The 18197-nt window shown below is 38.5% G+C and carries 18 protein-coding genes; 11 read left to right on the forward strand and 7 right to left on the reverse strand.

Features of this window, described 5'->3' with window-relative positions; genetic code table 11:
• Positions 1-82 precede the first annotated feature (82 nt).
• Positions 83-871 carry an rRNA large subunit pseudouridine synthase E gene (locus tag G9371_RS00710; RefSeq protein WP_000706554.1) on the reverse strand — a complete coding sequence of 263 codons (789 nt, stop codon included), beginning with the start codon at positions 869-871 and terminating at the stop codon, positions 83-85.
• Positions 872-1071: 200 nt separating this feature from the next.
• Between G9371_RS00710 and icd the strand changes: the two genes are divergently transcribed.
• Entirely contained in the window at positions 1072-2328 is a 1257-nt protein-coding gene (gene icd, locus G9371_RS00715) for an NADP-dependent isocitrate dehydrogenase (protein ID WP_029423952.1), read from the forward strand.
• 100 nt (positions 2329-2428) lie between these two features.
• On the opposite strand, the gene G9371_RS00720 is transcribed toward icd, so the two are convergent.
• The 4 genes from G9371_RS00720 to G9371_RS00735 all read right to left on the reverse strand — a co-directional run bounded on the left by G9371_RS00720 (position 2429) and on the right by G9371_RS00735 (position 4857).
• Positions 2429-2920: a hypothetical protein gene (locus tag G9371_RS00720; RefSeq protein ID WP_001218091.1), complete on the reverse strand. Its 492-nt coding sequence runs from the start codon at positions 2918-2920 to the stop codon at positions 2429-2431.
• Positions 2921-3331 carry a hypothetical protein gene (locus G9371_RS00725; protein ID WP_029423951.1) on the reverse strand — a complete coding sequence of 137 codons (411 nt, stop codon included), beginning with the start codon at positions 3329-3331 and terminating at the stop codon, positions 2921-2923.
• A gap of 225 nt (positions 3332-3556) precedes the next feature.
• On the reverse strand, positions 3557-3682 hold the full coding sequence (locus G9371_RS00730; protein ID WP_000854365.1) for a hypothetical protein: 126 nt from the start codon (positions 3680-3682) through the stop codon (positions 3557-3559).
• Positions 3679-4857 (reverse strand): YbfB/YjiJ family MFS transporter, encoded by a 1179-nt coding sequence (locus G9371_RS00735; protein ID WP_002036896.1) that lies wholly within the window; start codon positions 4855-4857, stop codon positions 3679-3681. Before G9371_RS00735 ends, G9371_RS00730 begins: the two co-directional genes overlap by 4 nt.
• A gap of 96 nt (positions 4858-4953) precedes the next feature.
• Here G9371_RS00735 and G9371_RS00740 point away from each other — a divergent pair, with 96 nt between their 5' ends.
• From G9371_RS00740 to G9371_RS00755, 4 genes are all read left to right on the forward strand, one after another.
• Positions 4954-5835: a LysR family transcriptional regulator gene (locus G9371_RS00740; RefSeq protein ID WP_165471246.1), complete on the forward strand. Its 882-nt coding sequence runs from the start codon at positions 4954-4956 to the stop codon at positions 5833-5835.
• A gap of 197 nt (positions 5836-6032) precedes the next feature.
• Positions 6033-7427, forward strand: a complete 1395-nt coding sequence (locus G9371_RS00745) for an L-cystine transporter (protein ID WP_001025081.1) — start codon at positions 6033-6035, stop codon at positions 7425-7427.
• Between the two features lie 148 nt (positions 7428-7575).
• Positions 7576-8391: a PhzF family phenazine biosynthesis protein gene (locus tag G9371_RS00750; RefSeq protein ID WP_000784950.1), complete on the forward strand. Its 816-nt coding sequence runs from the start codon at positions 7576-7578 to the stop codon at positions 8389-8391.
• Positions 8392-8513: 122 nt separating this feature from the next.
• Positions 8514-11276, forward strand: coding sequence for a M16 family metallopeptidase (locus tag G9371_RS00755; protein WP_165471247.1), 2763 nt, complete (start codon positions 8514-8516; stop codon positions 11274-11276).
• Positions 11277-11333: 57 nt separating this feature from the next.
• On the opposite strand, the gene G9371_RS00760 is transcribed toward G9371_RS00755, so the two are convergent.
• Positions 11334-11717: a DUF3144 domain-containing protein gene (locus tag G9371_RS00760; protein WP_000078676.1), complete on the reverse strand. Its 384-nt coding sequence runs from the start codon at positions 11715-11717 to the stop codon at positions 11334-11336.
• 103 nt (positions 11718-11820) lie between these two features.
• Here G9371_RS00760 and G9371_RS00765 point away from each other — a divergent pair, with 103 nt between their 5' ends.
• The gene (locus G9371_RS00765) at positions 11821-12453 is read left to right on the forward strand and encodes a hypothetical protein (RefSeq protein WP_001150005.1); all 633 of its coding nucleotides are present in this window, start codon (positions 11821-11823) and stop codon (positions 12451-12453) included.
• 35 nt (positions 12454-12488) lie between these two features.
• On the opposite strand, the gene G9371_RS00770 is transcribed toward G9371_RS00765, so the two are convergent.
• Complete coding sequence (locus G9371_RS00770; RefSeq protein WP_029424579.1) at positions 12489-13952, reverse strand: CYTH and CHAD domain-containing protein; 1464 nt, start codon at positions 13950-13952, stop codon at positions 12489-12491.
• A 165-nt stretch (positions 13953-14117) separates the two neighbouring features.
• Between G9371_RS00770 and G9371_RS00775 the strand changes: the two genes are divergently transcribed.
• The 5 genes from G9371_RS00775 (at position 14118) to G9371_RS00795 (ending at position 18107) form a co-directional block, all read left to right on the forward strand.
• Complete coding sequence (locus tag G9371_RS00775) at positions 14118-14501, forward strand: DUF962 domain-containing protein (protein ID WP_086221443.1); 384 nt, start codon at positions 14118-14120, stop codon at positions 14499-14501.
• Between the two features lie 116 nt (positions 14502-14617).
• Complete coding sequence (thiE, locus tag G9371_RS00780) at positions 14618-15229, forward strand: thiamine phosphate synthase (protein WP_001214806.1); 612 nt, start codon at positions 14618-14620, stop codon at positions 15227-15229.
• A 42-nt stretch (positions 15230-15271) separates the two neighbouring features.
• Positions 15272-16570, forward strand: coding sequence for a glutamate-1-semialdehyde 2,1-aminomutase (gene hemL / locus G9371_RS00785; protein WP_000059223.1), 1299 nt, complete (start codon positions 15272-15274; stop codon positions 16568-16570).
• Positions 16571-16631: 61 nt separating this feature from the next.
• Positions 16632-17336 carry an acyl carrier protein gene (locus G9371_RS00790; RefSeq protein WP_165471248.1) on the forward strand — a complete coding sequence of 235 codons (705 nt, stop codon included), beginning with the start codon at positions 16632-16634 and terminating at the stop codon, positions 17334-17336.
• A 132-nt stretch (positions 17337-17468) separates the two neighbouring features.
• Positions 17469-18107 (forward strand): RluA family pseudouridine synthase, encoded by a 639-nt coding sequence (locus G9371_RS00795; protein WP_001279315.1) that lies wholly within the window; start codon positions 17469-17471, stop codon positions 18105-18107.
• The last annotated feature ends 90 nt before the right edge of the window (positions 18108-18197 follow it).

An 18197-nucleotide genomic window follows, 5' to 3' on the forward strand; every position in this document is an offset into this window, starting at 1 on the left:
CATAAGCGCCGGCTTTTTATTTTTATAAAATAAAAGTCATTAAAAAAAGCCCACTAACGTGAGCTTTAAAACTTAAATATTTTTATCGGCTATTGCGGCTACGACCACGTGGTGCTTTGGTATTTGGACGCGTTGTACCGTTAGTCTTACGACGCGGTTTTTCACTTTCATCCATTTGCCAAATACGCTTTGTACCAGATTTTTTCGCAGAACCATCTTTGTTCTTGCGAACCATTGGCTTACCGCCAGTGCCACCTGGTTTTTTCACATATGAACGTGAACGATAAGGTTGTTCAGCCGGAACATCTTTAAAGTCTGGGTAGAGTAGAGGCTCAATTTCTTTGGTTTCGCCCGGTTGTAATCCCAATTGAACTAAGTCAATCGTACCAATTTTTGTACGAATGAGACGTAAAGTCGGAAAACCTACCGCAGAGGTCATGCGACGAACTTGGCGGTTACGACCTTCACAAATAGAGATTTCAATCCAAGATGTTGGAATGCTGGCACGGTAACGTACAGGAGGATCGCGATCCCATAACCATTCAGGCTCACTTACCTTAATTGCTTTAGCTGGTAAAGTCATACCATCATTAAGCTCTACACCCTTACGAAGCTGCTCGAGTGCTTCTTCGGTTACATCGCCATCAACTTGAACTAAATACGTTTTGTATTTTTTATTCGCAGGGTTGGTAATGAACTGATTCAAACCACCATGATCAGTTAAGAAAACTAAACCCTCAGAGTCCATATCAAGACGACCTGCTATGCGCAAAGTCGGGTCATCTACAAAGTCAGAGACCGTCATGTGTGCTTCGTCTTTACGAAACTGGGAGAGAACGTCATATGGTTTGTTGAGAATGACGATTTTCATAAAAAATGACTTCTTCTTTCAAATAAGCGGTAAAAACATTGAGCTATATTTAAGTGCGAAATTTGCTTATTTCCCACATAAATCTCAAAAAGGGTTAAATTCGATTAAGCTATTATGCGTTAATAAAAGTTGAAAGTATTGTTTATCGATAATTATTTTTGTTTGGTTAGTTAAATATTATAAAAGGGAGAATCTACATAATGGGTTATCAGAAGATCGTGGTTCCTGCCGACGGTGATAAAATTACAGTAAAAGCAGACCTGTCACTGAATGTACCAAATCATCCAATTATTCCTTTCATTGAGGGTGACGGTATTGGTGTAGATATTACACCGGCAATGAAAAAAGTTGTTGATGCGGCAATTTTAAAAGCCTATGGCGGCAAACGCTCTATTGAATGGATGGAAGTGTATTGCGGTGAAAAGGCCAATAAAATTTACGGTACTTATATGCCGGAAGAAACCTTTGAAGCGCTGCGTGAATTTGTATTTTCAATTAAAGGCCCTTTAACTACACCAGTCGGTGGTGGTATTCGTTCACTCAACGTTGCACTACGCCAAGAACTGGATTTGTATGTATGTGTACGTCCTGTGCGTTGGTTCCAAGGCGTCCCTTCACCCGTTCAACATCCTGAGTTAACTGACATGGTGATTTTCCGTGAAAACTCGGAAGATATTTATGCAGGTATTGAATGGAAAGCAGATTCTGAAGAAGCTAAAAAAGTTATTAAATTCCTTCAAGAAGAAATGGGGGTCACAAAAATTCGTTTCCCTGAAGGATGTGGTATTGGTATTAAACCTGTTTCCAAAGAAGGAACACAGCGTTTAGTTCGTAAGGCTATTCAGTTTGCAATAGATAATGACAAACCTTCGGTGACTCTTGTTCATAAAGGCAACATTATGAAATATACCGAAGGTGCCTTTAAAGAATGGGGGTATGAGTTAGCGTTAGATCGTTTCGGTGGTGAATTAATCGATGGTGGCCCATGGGTTAAAATTAAGAACCCTAAAAATGGTAAAGACATCATTATTAAAGACGTGATTGCAGATGCTTTCTTGCAACAAATCTTGATGCGTCCTGCTGACTACTCTGTAATTGCAACCCTTAATTTAAATGGTGACTATATTTCCGACGCATTAGCAGCAGAAGTAGGGGGAATCGGGATTGCGCCAGGTGCGAATATTGGTGGAGCTATTGCAGTGTATGAAGCAACGCATGGCACTGCACCTAAATATGCTGGGCAAGATAAAGTCAACCCGGGTTCAATTATTCTCTCTGCTGAAATGATGCTCCGTGATATGGGGTGGACAGAAGCAGCGGACCTGATTATTAAAGGTATTTCAGGAGCGATTGCAGCTAAAACCGTAACTTACGATTTTGAGCGTTTAATGCCGGGAGCGACCTTGTTACGTTGCTCAGAATTTGGCGATGCCATAATTCAACATATGGAAGATTAAACTTTCATAGAAAAGCCCTCAATTGAGGGCTTTTAAAGTCTTTAGATTTATAATTTTGAAAAATAATAAAAAATAAGAATATTAAACGTTAAAATTTTAGCTAAGAATTAGCCGTATATGCCCACAATATACATGCTAATATCGTTAAACTGAGCAATATTAAGCCTTGCCCATGATGTGTTGCATACAGTGGTACATTTCCAATGGTATGCGTCATTTTGTAGTTTAGAATAGGCCGAATACAAAAGAAAAAAAGCGGTAATGATAAAATCACTGTATTACTAATTTTAATTGTATGGCGAAAATAGTAACTAAATAGTCCTATTAGGGCGGCATACAATAATGTTTTAAATAGCACCTCTCCACTGGTGTATATATCTATACCGAGATAAAAATTAAACTTCCATATCAGAAGACTAACTGTAGCAATTATTGCGATAATACCTACAACAACGGCATTTGCTGGGTTTGATACATTGAACATTTTTAGAGTTTTTAATTGATATAAATTAATTTGCTTAAAATATATATTATAAAAACATAGAGTACAGTGACGATTTTTAACTTTATAAAACTCCCTAAAAATCCTCATTTAGACATTTTGAGACTTAAGCGAGTTTGAGCTTGTTTCTTTAAATACCCATAGGGCAAAACAAAATATGATCACGATGAGTAGCCCTAAACTTTGACCATGACCTGAGAGATAAAACGGAACATCTGGGATAGTTTGAATGGCCTTGTAGTCAAGAATTGGCTCTAGCCAAAAGTATGCAAATGGAACAGCAATTAAAAATTGTGTTGTAAACTCAATATGATTGCGTGTTAAAAAGCCCAAAATAGCTGCTGTGAGAATATAGATAACAATCCTTACCGAGACTTCGTATGATGTTGTCATATCTAGTGCAAAGATGGTCTGACACTTAAATGCCAGTAATAAAACACCGATAAAAGCGAACATCGCCAAGAGCTTTAAAAGCTCATCAATATAATTGTTATTGCTCATGTTTTGCTCAATTTTAAGTATTAAAAATTATAAATTTTGACTGAATATAGATCAGAAAATAGCTCTCTACATTGACATAATATGACATTTTTTGTCAGTTAAGTATTTTAATAAGGCTACTAAAATAGTTGTTATGCGGTTTGTTCTACTGATCTATTCATTAATTTTTATTTTGACAATATACGACTACTCAATGGAAAAGCCCCTGATATATCGGGGCATTTTTTATTGCATAAATTCGGGATGTTTAGCAGTTTTAGGTATCCCGATTTTCTTTTGATAACTCTGGTCTAGGGCTTGAATAATAAGAACGAAAGCAACTAGAAATACAGGAAAGAGCAGAGTTTTCATGATTTGGTTTCTCCGAGAGTGGTGGGTATGGAAGAACGGGTGCGAACTAAAAGGATTAAAGCGAATAGCAAAACAATGCCACCCATTAAGAACAGGTGTGCATAAGACCAATGCAAGTGATGCAAGGTACTAATCACTACGCCACCTAATAACTGAGTGCTGGCAAACCCAATGGTGGCAAGGCTCCAGATTTTTTGATAACGCTGTTCATAAATCTGCAGCAGGCTATAAGAGCTAATAAATACGGTGGCAGGTGTGAGTAAACCTGTAAGAAAGGACGATAAAGTGAGCAAAGCAGTAGCATGTGAAAAAAAAGGTAGGGCAACTGCCAAGCAATAGACACCGTATAGACATTTAATTGCCTGCAAATATCCAATAAAGCGGCTTAAACAATACGCCACAAAGGCGCCAATACAACTTCCAACCCCATAAAGAACCCAAAATAAGTTTCGTTGTTGCAATGGAAAATGTAGGGTTCCCGATAAATAGTCCATCCAAAACAAAGAGTGAGGGATATATGCAAAAGCACTGCACATATAAGCAATAATAATGACCAGTCCTAAACGTGAATGTTTGAAGTTTTGAGGAGCGTGATTGGCCGTTTGAACGGACTCGGTAGGTGGATGCCTTAATAACTGAAAAAGTACCAAACTGCCAATAATGGAAATGGCGGCAAAAATTTCCCAGACATATTGAACAGGCATATTTTTAAGTGCAGGAATAATGAGAGTGGCAGATAACACGCCTGCGCCAATACCACTAAACCCTAAAAAATTGACTTTGAGCCTTTGGCTAATTGCAATATTTTTCATGGCAAAGCTAGGTGCCAAAATCATGAGTAGGCCACCTGCGATACCTGAAATGGTGCGCCAGAGAACAAACCAAGCCAAAGACATGTGTATAAAAGAACAGCAGAGTAGGCTTAAGCTACCTAAAACCGCCGAAGTTATAATCAAAGCGGGTATAGATTTTTCTTTAATGCTAAACAGTGCCAATAATGCGCCAACCAGATAGCCCAATAAATTTGCACTTCCTAAATAGCTTGCAAAATCATGAGTCCATCCATATTGCACAATCATAATAGGCATGAGTGCGGTATAGGAAAATCTAAAAATACCAATTCCTAGGCAAGTCGCTAAAAAGACAAGCAGGCTCATTCGATAGAATGTAGACATGAGAAATCTCTCAATTTTTTTATTATTAAAAGCGAGTTTATTTATCATTAGAAATGATTTAATATGATATTAATTATCTTATTTTGAGATAGTGGCATGTTGCTTAAGTCTTTAGAGTTTTTTTTAGCGGTTGCAGAGAGTGGAAGTTTTTCATTGGCTGCACAAAAAATGTGTACGGTTCAATCCAATATCACGAGCCACGTGAAAAAGCTTGAAGAAGAATTAGGTGTGATTTTATTAAATCGTCATAACCCCGTTACATTAACCAATGCAGGACACCAGCTACATAGTTATGCTGTGCAAACGATCGCACTGCATAATAAAGCGAAGACAATTTTCCGAGAAGGTGATATTGACCCGAATGAAACTATTCGTTTGGGCAGTATGGAAACGACAGCAGCAATACGACTTCCGCAATTGCTTAATGAATGTATGCAGCAACATCCGAATTTGCCGCTTGAACTTCAAACTCACCCGACAGGATATTTGTTAAATGCTGTGCAACAAGGAGAAGTCGATTGTGCTTTCGTCGCTTCTAAATATGTGATTCCAGAGCTATATAGTTTTCCGGTGTGGCAAGAACAACTGGTTTTGGTTTGCCCAAAACAACAAATTGATTTTCCCGACATTGCCACCCTCGCAAAGACTCGATTTATTGCATTTCGACAAGGATGTTCCTATCGGCATGCAATTGAGTTGTTTTTAAATGATCACAGTGTGCCACCTTCGCAAATTATGGAAATGGGCAGTCTGGATGGCATTGTAAGCTGTGTGGAATTAGGTGTCGGTTTTGCTTTATTGCCAAAGTCATATCTGAATAAAGTAGCCGATAAAGTCTCATTAAGTTGTTTTGAAATTAACACTGAATCTGCACATTTCACTACTTATTTGGTCGCCCAGCCTCCTGAAACATGGGGCAGTAATTTAAAGCAATTTATTTGTTTTATTGAGCAACAATTTATACAGAAATGCGCTTAATTTTTATACATAAATATCTAACGTAACTTATGTTTTAAAAGTGATATATATGTATTTAAAAGTCATTTTATATTCTCATTCAGATCGGTAATGATCTGCATGCTAGAAAATTGTTGAAAAGGGTAGTTTATATAGGCCGGCTATGGTCAAATATGCCCCCTTAAAAGATGACACAAGCAATAATTTGGAGTTTGGGAATGAATATACCCTTAATCATCAATATTGTGGTTTTTGTCGGGTTAATATTTTTACTCGCCCAAACACGTAAAACGGACTGGAGCTTATCTAAAAAAGTTCTAGCTGGCTTAATTTTAGGTGTAGTGTTTGGTTTAGGACTACATTTGATTTATGGCGGTGGCCATCCGATTCTTGCTGAATCTATTAGCTGGTTTAATATTGTTGGTAACGGCTATGTAAAACTTTTACAAATGGTCGTGATGCCTTTGGTCTTTGTTTCGATTTTAGGTGCGGTAGCGAAGCTACACCAAGCTTCTTCTTTAGGAAAAATCAGCTTCTACACCATCGGGACTTTGTTATTTACCACACTCATCGCTGCGCTGGTTGGGGTATTTGTGACGAACTTGTTTGGTTTAACTGCCAAAGGTTTGGTACAAGGAGCGGCTGAAACAGCTCGACTTACTGCAATTCAGACCGACTATGTGGGTAAAGTAACAGACTTAAGCGTACCGCAATTTATTCTTTCTTTTATTCCGAGTAACCCTTTTGCTGAGTTAACGGGTGCAAATCCGACTTCAATTATTAGCGTGGTTATCTTTGCTGTCTTTTTAGGAATAGCAGCACTCAACCTAATGAAAGATGACGCAGAAAAAGGTCAACGTATTCTGACAGCTATTCAGACATTACAGTCTTGGGTAATGAAGCTTGTTCGTTTAGTGATGACGCTTACACCATATGGTGTTTTTGCCCTCATGACGAAAGTTGTGGCAAGTTCAAATGTCGCAGATATCTTAAACCTAGGTGGTTTCTTGGTGGCGTCTTATTTAGGTTTGGCGATTATGTTCGTCGTACATGCCATTATTTTGACTGTGACCGGTGTTTCTCCACTTAAGTTCTTCAAGAAAGTTGCTCCGGTTCTAACATTCGCGTTTACGAGTCGTTCAAGTGCTGCAAGTATTCCACTGAGCATTGAAGCGCAAACTCGTCGTTTGGGTGTGCCTGAGTCTATTGCAAGTTTCTCTGCTTCTTTTGGTGCCACTATTGGACAAAATGGTTGTGCGGGTTTGTATCCTGCAATGCTCGCAGTCATGGTTGCGCCAACTATGGGTATTAACACCCTAGACCCAATGTGGATTGCTTCGTTAGTGGGTATTGTGACTTTAAGTTCAATTGGCGTAGCAGGTGTTGGTGGTGGTGCAACTTTCGCAGCATTGATCGTACTTCCTGCTATGGGCTTACCTGTAACATTGGTTGCTCTTCTTATTTCAATTGAACCACTCATTGATATGGGACGTACTGCGTTAAACGTAAATGGTTCGATGACTGCTGGTGTAGTTACAAGCCAATTTATGGGGCAGACCGACAAAGCTATAATGAATAGCGAAGATGAAATTGAATTAACTCAACATCATTAAGAGTTAATATTAAACGGCTCTTCACTCTGGATGAGCCGTTTTTTTATATGTGTAACTTGCGACTGTGATGTTAATTTTTAAAAAACTGTATCTGTTTTTCTTTTAAATAATTTTCGAAAATGAGCCTATTAAGAAAGAGAGCACTAACATGAAAATGTATCAAGTCGATGCTTTTACCAAAGAGTTATTTCGTGGAAATCCGGCTGCTGTGATTGTTGGAAAAGAGTGGCCAGATGCAGATTTAATGCAAAAGATAGCACTTGAAAATAACTTATCTGAGACTGCTTTTGTAAAAATTATAGACTCTGAAAATTATGAAATACGCTGGTTTACTCCAACGGTTGAGGTGGATTTTTGCGGGCATGCGACTCTTGCGAGTGCTTTCGTATTATTTAAAGATTTTACTGAGAAAAAGACTCTTAATTTTCATGTACGAAACTTAGGTTTGTTTGTAGTTCATCAAGATGAAGACGGCAAAATCAGAATGGATTTTCCAATTCGTAAAGCTCAGCAAGTTGAAGATTATCCGGCTATTTTACGTCAAGCATTAACAAAACCTTTTAAAGCGGTTTATCAAAATGTTCAAGCCTACATTGTTGAATATGAGTCAGTGCAAGATGTGTTAGATGAGCAACCCGACATGAACTTACTTAAAGCCTTAGGTAAGCGGACTGCAATTACAACTACAGCAATGGATGTTGCAATAACTTCAAAAGCTGACGATCAATATGACTGTGTTTCTCGTTATTTTGCACCTGTCGCAGGTATTGATGAAGACCCGGTTACCGGTTCAATTCATACCGCAATAGCGCCACTATGGGCAGAGAAACTCGCTAAAAATAATATTGTGGCCTATCAGGCTTCTAGCCGTGGAGGCGTTTTGTATTGTAATGTCTTAAATCAGGAACGTATTGAAATTTCGGGATATGGCAAACTTTATATGCAAGCCGAAATTTTTCCTTAAAATATAAGGCCGTTTAAATAAACGGCTTTTTTTTCAAATCTTTACTATGAAAGTCAGCTCAAATTTCCTACTATAGTCACACAACTATTGATTTTTTATTATTCAAATTAATTGGTATTTATATGTTTATGCAGTTTAAACAACTGACTCTCTCCCTATGTATTTTTGGTTTAAGTGCTGCCTCTTTTGCACAAACAACATTAGTAAAAAGTAAGCAAAATGTTGAGGAATATAAATTAGATAATGGTTTTCGGGTAGTGCTTGCGCCGAATGACAAAGAAAATAAAATCTTTATTAATACCATTTATTTAACGGGTTCTTTAAATGATCCACAGGGTAAAAGTGGTTTAGCACATTTACTCGAACATTTAGCATTTAAAGGCACGCAAAATGTAAAAGGTGAAGAATTCCAACGCCGTTTAGATCAATATACGTTAATGACGAATGCGAGCACGGATTACTATTCAACCAAATACACCAATATTGTCCGTCCAGAAAAAACAGCACTCGATCAAGTGCTGTACCTTGAATCTGAGCGCATGGACAAATTAGTTCTACAAGAAAAATTTGTGCCTTCTGAAATTGAAATCGTAAAGCGTGAACGTGAAGTCCGTATGGATCAGCCTTTTGCTGTCTTGATGGATCAAATGTGGAAGTCGGCTTATGGTAATCAATATCTAGGTCGATTACCGATTGGTGATTTACCTGAGCTTAAGTCAATTAAAATGCCTGAGTTGAACCAGTTCTATCGCAGTTGGTATGCGCCTAATAATGCGGTCATGGTGATTTCAGGTAAGTTTGATAAAACTGATGTTTTGAAAACGATAGACCAATATTTTAGCCCAATTCCTGCGCGAGCTGTGCCTAAGCCTGTTCAAGTGCCTGTGTTAGATTCTACAAAACTCAAAAACCGTGAGTTTGTGGTGAAAAAGGGTAGTGATTTGGCCAAATTCCATATCTATATGGATGGTAAAAATACAAAAATTCAACCGGAACTGGCTTTCGCACCTATGTTGTATACTATGCAGCCAAGTGGTCATTTGTACCAAAATATGGTTGAAACAGGTGTTAGTACAGACGTTCAGGCATCAACATGGCTAGATCAAGATTTTAACGTCGTATTTTTAGGTGCTATTTATTCACCAAAAAATGACCCTAAAAAAGTTGAAAGCGCTTTGCTCTCTGGAATTGAAAAGGGTAAACCTTTTACAGAGACTGAGCTAAATCGTGTAAAAAGCTTAATGAAAACGCAAGGTGAGTTAGTCAATAAAGATGCCGTTGCTTTGGGTTCCCGTTTAAGTGATTACACTGTAGCGGATGGGCAATGGGACCAATATTTTAAAGATTTAGATTCAATTGATAAAGTGAAGCTCAATGAGGTAAATCAAACCTTAAAACAGTTCCTTGTTGCAGGTCATCGTATTGATGGCGATATTTTGCCAACACCAGAAGACCAAAAGAAAGCATTACAACTCGACGCAAAAGATAAGCCTAAAACATTAGATCAAACAGATGTTAAAGCAGAGCCTTTAAAAGATCCGAAAGTTTATCAACAAGAAGTTGCCGAGTTTTTAAAAACGTCTAAGCAATATGCCGAAAGTAATGAGAAAAAGATCCTTCGCGGAAAGCTTAAAAATGGAATGAAGTATGCTTTATTCCCTATAGAAACCCGTGATGATCGTACCTATGCCACCATTACTATGGATTTTGGTACTGAAAAATCTTTATTCGATAAAGGTACGGTTGTTGATTTAACTTCATATTTATTGCTTCGCGGTTCTGATAAATATAGCTTGCAAGATATTGCCGATAAATCGATTGATGCAGGTGGCGCAGCTTATGCGAGTGCCGATGGCAATGGTATGACCATTAATATTCAATCTAAAACTGAAAAGTTCGATGAGTTTTTCAAGTTTATTCTAGAGGTCATGAAAAATCCTAAATTTGAACAATCTCAATTTGACTTAATTAAATCTCAAAGCTTATCTAGTCTTGATCGTCCTTATACGGAACCGGATGTCGTGGCAGGTTTAACATTGTCGCGTTTAATTGAAGAATACCAACCAGGTGATTTGCGTTATCACTTTGAACCTGAGTTGGCTAAAAAACAATTAAAGAATGTGACTCAAGAACAAGTGAAAGAGCTATATCAGCATTTCTTTGCCATGAATCATGCGCAAATTGCGATTACGGGTGCATTTGATGCCAAGAAAATGAAAAAGTTATTGAATCAAGAGTTTGGGAGCTGGAACAGTAAGCAGCCATATGAAAAAATCTTGATTCAACATGTCGATTTTCCTGCTCAACAAGTACATGCTTTATCTGAACAACGTGAGTTTGGTAGTTATCAAAGCGTACTTGCCTTACCAGTTGGGAAAAACCATTCGGACGCTTCTGCATTAATTTTAATGAATTACATTTTGGGTGAATCTCAAATTTCATCACGTTTGGCTCAAGAGCTTCGTGAAAAAAATGCATTGGTATATGGTTTTGGTACTGGTTTGCAATTAGATCGAGACACGAATGTAGGTGCGTTAAGCATTAGTGCAAATTATACGGCTGGTCGCTCAGCACAAGTTTCTGCTTCAGTTCATAAGGTTCTAAATGACTTAATTACTCATGGTATTACAGAGCAGGAGCTTGCAGCAGCGAAGGCGGATATCATGAAGAAACGTGTTACTGCCTTAGAAGATGAACGTAATATCCACGGTATGTTAAATCTAGAGCTTGAGTCAGGTAAAACATTACTTGACCGTGTTAAACATGACCAAGAGTTAACAAAGTTAACGGTTGCTGATGTGAACGCAGTTATTAAAAAATATATTAAACCTTCAAATCTTGTTGAAGTTATGGCTGACCAGTATGGTCAAGCACAAAAGCAGTAAATAATTGCCAAATAAAAAGCCACTTCATGTGGCTTTTTATTTGAGTGGTAAAATATTTTAATGGTCGTGTTTGTGAGTATGAAAATCTTCATTCTTACGGAAACGTAAGTAGTTATCGAACTGTTCACAATACTCATCAAAGTTATCTTCAAGCATCATTTGGAACTGTTGAAGAAGATAAGACATCACCTGATCTTTTGCATCACGCATTTCATTACCATCTTTAAAATTATTGGCAGCCACCCATGTATTAAAACGAGCAGTTGCAAATAACATGGCTGCGCTCACTTGACCACGAAGCTCGGCCGGGTCTGGCTTTTGGCCTTTTGGCGGGCGACAAAAATCATTTGCTTGTTTAATGAATTCATCCGCACGCTCAAAGAAAACAGCATTTAACGCTTCTTCTTCAGTAATATCTGTTGCATTAATCTTTTGAGACATGACTTATTCCCGCAAAAATAGAGCTGCTTATTATAGGCAAAGCCTTGCGGAAACAAAACCTTTGCCTTAGTCTGTAAATAGCCTAAGTATTGGGAGTTATAATATGCAAGATGCAATAGCCGTTCAAAGTCTAAAAACAGACATTGCTTTATTACGCCAGCATATTTTTCCACCCCAATATTTGGAGCATGTAGAAGGGCTGCCAATTTATTATGGTTTGCAAGAAGAAGTTGTGGCCTATTATCAGCAATGGAAAGATTTAATAGAAAGGGCACAAGAGCTTTTTCAACCTTTTATGGAAGATGAATTACCAGATGCAATTCATTTACCAAGCCATCTAAACTTACCCTTATTCTTTTTCCATGTAGACCGAATTCGGATTAATAAAACACGAGCAAAAGAATCAAAAACTTTCCGTGGTGTGGCCAGTCTTATTGAAAAATGTGGGCAGTTTGACACAAACCAGATATTTACCATGCAAGAATGGTTGCAGAGTGATGATACAGCAGCATTAGTTGCACATCGTGAATTTATCGATTTAAGGACTTATGTGTTTCAACATGGTCAAAGTGAATATACGCGTTCACGGTTTTATACCAATGGAATTGTATTGGGAGTAGAGCCACACTTTAAACTCGTCGATGCTCGCGATAAGCCAAGAAAACAGCGTAGTGATAGTTATAGCGATCCATTAGCAGATAATGGTGTATGGAAAGTATTTGGTAAATATAGATAAAAAGTCGCGGCATATTTGCCGCGACTTCAAGATTCTTACCAAAATGTTTTTACCTGTTTAAATTTTTGCAAAGCTTCTGCAGACTGATTTTGTAAATAAGGTTGTTTGGCTTTAACCCATCCTAATGCAAACCAAAAATGTGGGTCGTGTTCAACCGCTTTATTAAATAGATCTTCGGCAATAAATAAGTCGTTATAAAGTCCTAAAGTATTTTGCACAGGCTGTAATTGTTTTAAAAACTGCTGAACATTTTTACGAGGATATAAGCTCGATATAAACTCAATGCAGTAACGAAGCTGTTTGGCTTTCTTGCGCGTTCTGTGTTGTTCGGTGACTTCAAGCTCAGTGAAATGATCGGCATTACTCACCACTTGATGATGTAACTTATCTAAGCTTTTTCCTATATATTTTTTCAATTTTCCTTTGGCGTTTTGATCGTCTTCTTCTGAATAGGCAAATGCTAATAAGGCGAGTATAAGCTTAATGGTATCTGCGGATTTAAACAGCGTGGCAAGGTCTTTTAATGGCTGTTCAGAGATCGGAAGTAAAAGCTCAGGTGAACCATGCTGCACAATCATAGGTAAAATTTCGGTACGAATAGCATCTTCGTCTCGCGTGTCCCCAAGCTGACGGAATAGTTCGGCAATTTGCTCTTCCCACATAGGGTTTAACTCGTCTGACCATGCTGAAAAATGTTTTAGTGCACTACGTAAACGGCGTAAGCTTACGCGTGCCTGATGAATGTGCTCAGCCTCGGCAACTCCATCGGCAATTGCGGCCATGTTAGGCAAGAATTGTCCCAAACAGTTTTCTACAATCTTTTTGAGTGCCTGTTCTGCTGAAATGTTTTTATCTAAGTTCAGTTTTTTTGCGTGAACAGCCGGTGAAGCAGCTTGCCCCAATGCGAGTAAATTACCGCGCTCGGCTTTACTTCTAACATCGAGCCAAAGTTCATAACGATTAATCCATTGCTGAGCAAATTGAATAAGTGTTTTTACTGCACCTTGTTTAAGTTCGAACTCAACTTCGCAAATTTTGCTTTGTGCGGTTGCTGTTTTTACGGCGCCGTCATCAAGACAGACTTCAATTGCCGTGTCATCTGCTTCAAAAACATGATAGGTACGTTGTACATCAGTCTCAAACTGTAAGCTTAGCTTTTCGACTTCAGAGCCTAAAGCTTGAGTAATCAAATCTGTGACGGCTTTATTGTCTTTATATAACTCAAGGTTTAAGTCAGGTTCTTGATCGCATTTTCCTAAAAAAACTTCTTCTTCGACACGATGTAAATGACTTTGGCCGGCAGCCTTAAAGGTTTGTACCCACAGATCATTTTCTTTACGTAAGCGTAAGGCCATACCATTTTTTGCAAGTAGGCAGTCTGGCGTATCGTAATACTTGGCCTGTAAATGAATATACTGTGCTTTATGTTTTTTTAAATATTGCTGGACGGTTTTTTTCTTCGATTCAGGTAACTGAAACTTAAGCTCAACTTCAACCATAACAGATCTCCCTGAATCAGGTATTTAAACTATCTTGAATAAGTATAATAGCTTAGCGCTAAAAATAATGTTTTTGATAGAGAAAGTTACAATCAAACATATGACGCTACACTTTTATTTAGGTGTACAATCAGGTGATGTTTTGATCAAATAAAAATCAGGAAGATGATCGTGAATGCACCCGTAAATTTTAATCATGAAACTCAGCCAGAGTTTGAATTACCTATTAAAAACTATCAGGAATTTTATCGTTTTTATTTAACTGAACACCGTAATATTATGAGCAGACGCTTACATGCGGTGGGAAGTAGCATTGGTCTATACTTTTTTTCAAAAGCTATTCGTAAGAAACAGGCCAAATACGCACTCTATAGTTTAGTTTCTGGCTATGCATGTGCATGGGTTGGACATTTTATGTTTGAGAAAAATAAACCTGCCAGTTTTAAACAACCGCTTTATAGCTTTATTTCTGATTGGCGAATGCTCTCCGATGTTGCGACTGGTCGATTAAGTTTGATTGATCGCAAGCACGATAAAATTCCGAGTTAATTTTTATTTCTATTCTTAATATACCGATTGGTACTGGTAAGCCTATATCAATCGGTACTTATGATGACTTATAAATCCGTTATACTAGCGAAGTTTTTAAAAAGCGAGAGTAGAGTATGCGCGGTTTATACCTCATTACCAATGATGACCCAATCCAATTATTATTAGAAAAATTAGACGCCGCACTCGCAACCCGTCAAATCGCAATTTTACAGTACCGCCGTAAAAAAGTAGACAAAGCCGACCAGCCTGCTGAAGTCGAACAGATCAAACAGTTATGTGAAAAATATCAGGTTCCTTTTGTCATTAATGATGACCTAAAACTGGCTGCTCAGTTTGGTTTAGGTGTGCATTTAGGTCAGAGCGATGGTGAAATCACTGATGCAAAATCGCAGTTACCAGAAGGTGTCATTATTGGCCGTACTTGCTTAAACTCATTAGAACTTGCCCAAAAAGCAATTGCCGATGGCGCAACTTATGTTGCCTTTGGTGCGGTTTATGCAACTGCCACTAAACCGGAGGCTGGCAATGTAGGTATAGAAGTGATTAAGCAAGCAGCAGCTCAATATGATTTACCTATTTGTGCAATTGGTGGTTTGACTGTCGAAAATTCAAAACCTGTGATTGAGGCCGGAGCTGACCTCTGTGCAGTCATTAGTGATATATTAGGTCGATCAACTGCTGAAATTCCTGCCCGTGTACAGGCGTGGGCAAAATTATTTTCTTAAGCTTTCAAAATTATTTTTTAGATATTTAAGACGAGCATTTCCATGAGTTTATCTCCAAAGCAAGAACAGTTATTTAAACAAGCCAGCAAACACATTCCAGGTGGTGTGAACTCTCCGGTACGTGCCTTTAATGGCGTTGGAGGCACACCGGTTTTCATTGAGAAAGCCAAAGGTGCGTATTTGTGGGATGTAGATGGTAAGCGCTATGTAGATTATGTTGGCTCTTGGGGACCAATGATTTTGGGCCATGCTCATCCGGATATTATTAAGGCTGTGCAAACAGCAGCAGAAGATGGCTTAAGTTTTGGTGCACCAACCGTACACGAAACAACATTGGCAGATATTATTTGTGAAATCATGCCATCTATTGAATTGGTACGTATGACCAACTCTGGTACAGAAGCGACCATGACTGCTATTCGTTTAGCACGTGGTTATACTGGCCGTGACAAAATCGTGAAGTTTGAAGGTTGTTACCACGGACACTCTGACTCATTGTTAGTAAAAGCAGGTTCTGGTTTATTAACTAAAGGTGAGGGCGAACCAACATCAAAAGGTGTACCAGCTGATTTCGCTAAACACACTTTAACACTGCCATATAATGATATTGCAGCATTAAAAGAATGCTTTGCTAAATTTGGTCATGAAATTGCGGGCGTCATTATTGAGCCCGTCGCAGGTAATATGAATATGGTGAAACCAATTGATGGTTTCTTACAAGCGATTCGTGATGTGTGTGATGAATACAAATCTGTATTTATTATTGACGAAGTAATGACAGGTTTCCGTGTTGCATTGGGCGGAGCTCAGTCAGTTTATAACGTTAAACCTGATTTAACGACTTTGGGTAAAATTATTGGTGCTGGCTTACCAGTTGGTGCATTTGGCGGTAAGCGTGAAATCATGGAGTGCATCGCACCTTTAGGGGGTGTATACCAAGCGGGGACTTTATCTGGTAATCCACTTGCTATGCGCGCTGGTATCGAAATGTTTAAACATTTACGTCAACCGGACTTTTACAGCAAATTATCTGCTCAACTTGAAAAGTTACTTGCAGGCTTACAAGCAGCAGCAGATGAAGCGGGTATTCCATTTAAAACTCAGCAAGCTGGCGCAATGTTTGGGCTTTACTTTACCGATCAAGAAGACATCACAAGCTTTGACTCTATGTTGGCATGTGATATTGAAGCTTTCAAAAAGTTCTTCCATGGCATGTTAAAACGTGGCGTAAACTTGGCGCCGTCTGCATTTGAAGCAGGCTTTATTTCATCTGCTCATTCTGATGAAGATATCGAGTTTACCATTCAGGCTGCAAAAGAAACCTTCGCCGAAATGAAGTAAGCAAAAAGGCCCGTTTTAAACGGGCTTTTTAATTTGAGCTATTTTATATTTGTAGAGAACAATGTTTTATCCCTTACCTCGAATAATCCAGTTAGCCGCAAGTACTTCAAATTGGCCTATTGAATCTACGCAAAGCATATTGCTCCTAGTCGGGCTAGATGATCTTGAAAATATATCTGATTGGGCGCATCAGCCATTAGCCGATCATTTAGAAATGCTAAGCAAAAGAGCGCAAGCACTCGAAATTCCGGTCATGATGATTCAGTCATCTCAACTTCAACAAGCCATGTTACAGCTTGGGCAGCACTTATCATCAAACACTCAGGCACAGGTAATTATGGCGGGGAATTTATCACCGCTATTTAAGCAAGTCATGCAGCTTGTTTTATCTATTACCGATTATGTAGCTGTTGTAAATGATGCAATCTTGGCGAGTAGTTTAGAGCAGCATATACAATGGATTGAAAAAATAAGTTTTGACCATATTCAACATATAAACACGCAGACTTTAATGCGCTTATGGTCTTTAAGTGCACCGTCATTACAGGTGTTGTCCGATAAAGGAATTTTATTGGCAGTTGCTGAACAGGTAGGGCGACATCCAATGGAAATTCATCCCGAAATAGATTTAAGAAACTATGGTCTAGACGCTTCGGGAGTCAATTATTTGGTGGAATTATGGCGTGCTAATGGTGCGAGCCTAACTGTTGATGAGTTGATGCAAACCCCTACATTGCAACATATTATGCAGTTATTGAAGCGCTAATCGGCTTTAACCGTAATGTGATTCATAATATTTGCAAATTCTGTCGTTAATTTACCCGAACGGCATTGTAATTCAGACGTAAGCTTTTTATTATTGCCCGCTTGTTTTTCATCTTGCCTTGGGAATACAACTTTGAGTGATTTTCTAAGTGAACATCTGATCTATCGTGATGATGATTTTATGGTGATTCATAAACCTTCGGACATCTTGAGTGTCCCTGGTAAGGGTGATTTACATGACAGCGTTTTGACAAGACTGGTGGCAATTGAACCACGAACTTTGCTCATTCACCGCCTTGACCGTGATACTTCGGGTATTTTGGTTTTTGGGTTATCTAAGCGTGGACAGAGTGCGATTGCACGCCAATTTCAAGACCGTCAAACTTCGAAAATATATGAAGCGCTAGTTGCTGGTCATTTAGAGGGTGAAGGGACAGTTGATATCCCTGTCGTCTATGACCCGAGTCGACCACCTTTACATATTGTCGATGCTTCTCATAACAAGCCTGCTTTAACACATTGGCAGGCAATTGAACATTTCCAGATTCAAGGACAACCGGTTACGCGTGTCAAATTAACACCGATTACCGGTCGTTCTCATCAACTCCGTGTACACATGCAATATCTGGGACACCCGATTGTAGGTGATACATTGTATGCAACACCGGAACAATTACTTGTTCCTCGTCTGTGCTTGCATGCTAAACAGTTAAGCTTTAATCATCCTGTCACAGGGGAATCATTAACTTTTAACTGTCCTGTACCGTTTTAATGTAAAAACTTTCGATGAGTAATTTTTGTAGCAAAACAATTTAATTAGTTTTTGCTGCAAAATTTTGCTTTAAAGACTACATAAAAAGAT

This window comes from Acinetobacter sp. EKM10A, assembly GCF_011075215.1.
GTDB lineage: Bacteria > Pseudomonadota > Gammaproteobacteria > Pseudomonadales > Moraxellaceae > Acinetobacter > Acinetobacter baumannii.